Origin of the sequence: Ligilactobacillus araffinosus DSM 20653, assembly GCF_001435375.1 — a bacterium.
Taxonomy (GTDB): Bacteria; Bacillota; Bacilli; order Lactobacillales; family Lactobacillaceae; genus Ligilactobacillus; species Ligilactobacillus araffinosus.
In genome coordinates, this window is record NZ_AYYZ01000023.1 from 1 (window position 1) to 3,195 (window position 3,195).

The 3,195-nt window shown below is 36.3% G+C and carries 4 protein-coding genes; 2 read left to right on the forward strand and 2 right to left on the reverse strand.

The features are described from left to right. Window positions 1–335: 335 nt before the first annotated feature. Window positions 336–725 (reverse strand): CvfD/Ygs/GSP13 family RNA-binding post-transcriptional regulator, encoded by a 390-nt coding sequence (locus tag FC64_RS03600; RefSeq protein WP_057906587.1) that lies wholly within the window; start codon window positions 723–725, stop codon window positions 336–338. A gap of 2 nt (window positions 726–727) precedes the next feature. Beyond that, entirely contained in the window at window positions 728–1,312 is a 585-nt protein-coding gene (locus FC64_RS03605; protein WP_057906588.1) for a peptidylprolyl isomerase, read from the reverse strand. A 75-nt stretch (window positions 1,313–1,387) separates the two neighbouring features. Here FC64_RS03605 and FC64_RS03610 point away from each other — a divergent pair, with 75 nt between their 5' ends. Next, the gene (locus FC64_RS03610; protein ID WP_057906589.1) at window positions 1,388–2,395 is read left to right on the forward strand and encodes an NAD(P)/FAD-dependent oxidoreductase; all 1,008 of its coding nucleotides are present in this window, start codon (window positions 1,388–1,390) and stop codon (window positions 2,393–2,395) included. 76 nt (window positions 2,396–2,471) lie between these two features. Then, window positions 2,472–3,119: a DedA family protein gene (locus tag FC64_RS03615; RefSeq protein ID WP_057906590.1), complete on the forward strand. Its 648-nt coding sequence runs from the start codon at window positions 2,472–2,474 to the stop codon at window positions 3,117–3,119. The last annotated feature ends 76 nt before the right edge of the window (window positions 3,120–3,195 follow it).

Consider the following 3,195-nt stretch of genomic DNA (forward strand, 5'->3'; position numbering starts at 1 on the left):
CTCTCAATTTATAAGTTTGTGACTCGTAATTACTAGCGAATTGACTTCGCAAATGTCATTGCATCCATTTTCATGAATTGCCCTGCACATCTGTGTGTCGAAACATTGTTCAGTTTTCAAAGATCTACTTCAAATATCAATGTCAATGTCTTTTAACAGACAACATTTGATATTTTATCATGTAATCAGAAGATGTCAAGAACTTTTTTAACAAAATCAACTGACAACTTTTAATAGTTTATCAAAAAAATAAACATTGTCAAGAGCTGATATAACTAAACCTCAACAACGTTTATTATATTATCTGAATTTATTCTAAAGGTCAAGAACTTTTTTTATTTTCCGTTCTTTATATCTTCTAGCGCATCCTCAATCCATCCATCTAATCGTTCCGCAATCGGCTTAAATCCTTCTTCAACATGCCGATTACTCCAATATTTTTTATACCGATGAGTGATTTCATCACGATTATATTTAAAGTTAAATGGTTGTTCTAAGCACCGTAATGACAATGATATTTTCCCTGTATATTCATCAATATCAACAATCATCACCTTAACCATCTGACCAACCTTTAAATAGTCACCAACATTAGAAATAAAACCATGCTTCAATTCTGAAATATGGATCAATCCTTGAGTATCATCATCCAATAAGACAAATGCCCCATAAGGTTGAATTCCAGTCACTTTTCCTGTCAGAATCATTCCAATTCGATAATCCATGACTATTCCTCAATTGAAATGTCTTCAATAACAACATCTTTTTCAGGTTTATCTCCAGGGAGAGTCTTTACATTGGCGATTTCATCAAGAACATCCCATCCTGAAATTAAGTGACCAAATACAGTATGCCGATGATCCAGCCAAGGTGTTCCACCTTTACGATACTTTTCAATAATTTCATCAGGATAACTTGCAGCCTTCATTTCCTTGATCATCATTGGATCTAAGTTTTCATTTTGAACGATAAAGAACTGACTTCCATTTGTTCCGGGACCAGCATTGGCCATTGACAATGCCCCCCTTAAATTAAAGGCTTGATTTGAAAATTCGTCTTCAAACGGTTTTTCCCAAATACTATTACCACCCATTCCAGTTCCAGTTGGATCACCGCCTTGAATCATAAAGTCTTTAATGACCCGGTGAAAAATTACTCCATTATAATACCCCTTCTTTGACAATCCAACGAAATTTTCAACCGCTTTTGGAGCAATTTTAGGAAAAAGTTGAAATTGCATCTCACCATAGTTTGTTTTAATCGTTGCTTTCGGTCCCTTTTCGTTTTCAAGGTTCAACTGTGGATAATTCAATATGGACATCTCCTTCAAATTTTTCTAATATGTAGTATAACAAACTTAGAGAACAATTAAAGATGGATGGTGAGGATTTTGGAAAATAAAATTTATGACATTACAATCGTCGGTGCAGGCCCAGTTGGGTTATTTACAGCAACATATGCATTAATGCGTCAAGCTAAAACACAAGTTATTGAAAGCCTTTCTGAAGTCGGCGGTCAGGTAACGGCTCTATTCCCTGCAAAGCAAATTTATGACGTTCCTGGATACTTTAAAATTTCTGGAACTGATTTAATTTCAAATTTAAAAGAACAAACTGATTTCTTTAAACCTGAAATTCACCTTAATGAAACCGTTGAAAGATTTGAAAAAGATGACGATGGAATTTTCCATATCCAAACAAATCAACGAACAACTCTTTCACGATCAATTATCCTTGCAACCGGAGTTGGCGCATTTGAACCGCGCAAACTGAGAGTTGAAAATGCCGCTGATTTTGAAAACAAATCACTCTTTTACAGTGTGCCTGACATCTTAATGTTTAAGGATAAAAATGTAATAATTGCCGGAGGCGGAGATTCAGCCGCTGACTGGACAATTGAACTGAGTAAAGTCGCTAAGAAAGTTACGCTTGTTCACCGCCGTGATCAATTTCGAGCCCTTGAAAGCTCAATCAATAAAATCAAAGATCTTGCAAACGTTGAAATTTTAACTCCATATATGATCGACGGCCTTGAACATCAAAACGGTCAAACTCAAATTCGACTTAAACGTTCACGAACAAAAGACGAATACCAAACCCTCCTTGCCGATGCATTGATTGTCAACTATGGTTTCAAGACGGATAGCTCTGTTCAAAAAAAGTGGAATCTTGAAACAATCCACAATCAAATTAAAGTCGATAGCACCCAGCAAACATCGATCAAGGGCGTTTATGCAATTGGAGATAATGCATATCAAGAAGGTTGCGTTGATTTAATTGCTTGCGGATTTGGACAGGCTCCAATTGCAATCAACCATGCCCTTGAAACAATTTATCCTGAAAAACGGCAACCAACCCACAGCACCCAATTGATGAAAAACTTTAATATTGAATAAACTTGATTGTCATCCCTCCATTAAAAAGGTATACTTCTAGTATCACTAAAATTTTTGGAGGGATATTTTGCATTTAATTTCACAATTTATTGATTTTGTTTTACATATCGATTCACATCTTGTTGCCATCGTAAATCAATTTGGCGACTGGACATACTTAATTTTATTCGGAATTATCTTTATTGAAACTGGTGCAGTGATTCTCCCATTTCTTCCTGGAGATTCGTTGCTTTTCGCCGCAAGTGCCCTTGCAGCTAACCCGGAGTATCACCTTAATATTTGGACATTCGTTATTTTGTTTCTAGTTGCACCGATTGCGGGCGACTCATTGAACTTTATGATTGGAAAAACGATTGGAAAACGCCTGACGAAAAATTCATTCTTTGGCCGCTTTATTAAAGAAGATGATCTCAATCGAACTGAAGCCTTTTTTGAAAAACACGGCGGAATCGCAATTTCACTTGCCCGTTTCATGCCAATTATTCGTACATTTGCACCATTTGTTGCCGGTGGAAGCGGAATGAAATATTCAACTTTTATTCGGTATAACGTCTTCGGTGCAATTGGTTGGGTCATCCTTTGCTGCGGTGGTGGCTACTTCTTCGGCAACTTCCCATTCGTAAAGGAACATTTCTCATTGATCGTAATTGCAATCATTGTTGTTTCTGTTTTACCAGCAATTTTCAGTGCGATCAAAGCAAAATTATCAAAAAAGAAAGCTTAATAAAAAAGCAAGATGATTTGTGAAGTGAACCCTAAAAATTGGACACTTTATTAGCTAGGCAATCTGGGGCTGAGTT

Bases quoted from the DNA above. Each gene is read 5' to 3' on its own strand.
- FC64_RS03600 (WP_057906587.1), bottom strand. From the start codon at position 725: ATGGATTATCGAATTGGAATGATTCTGACAGGAAAAGTGACTGGAATT.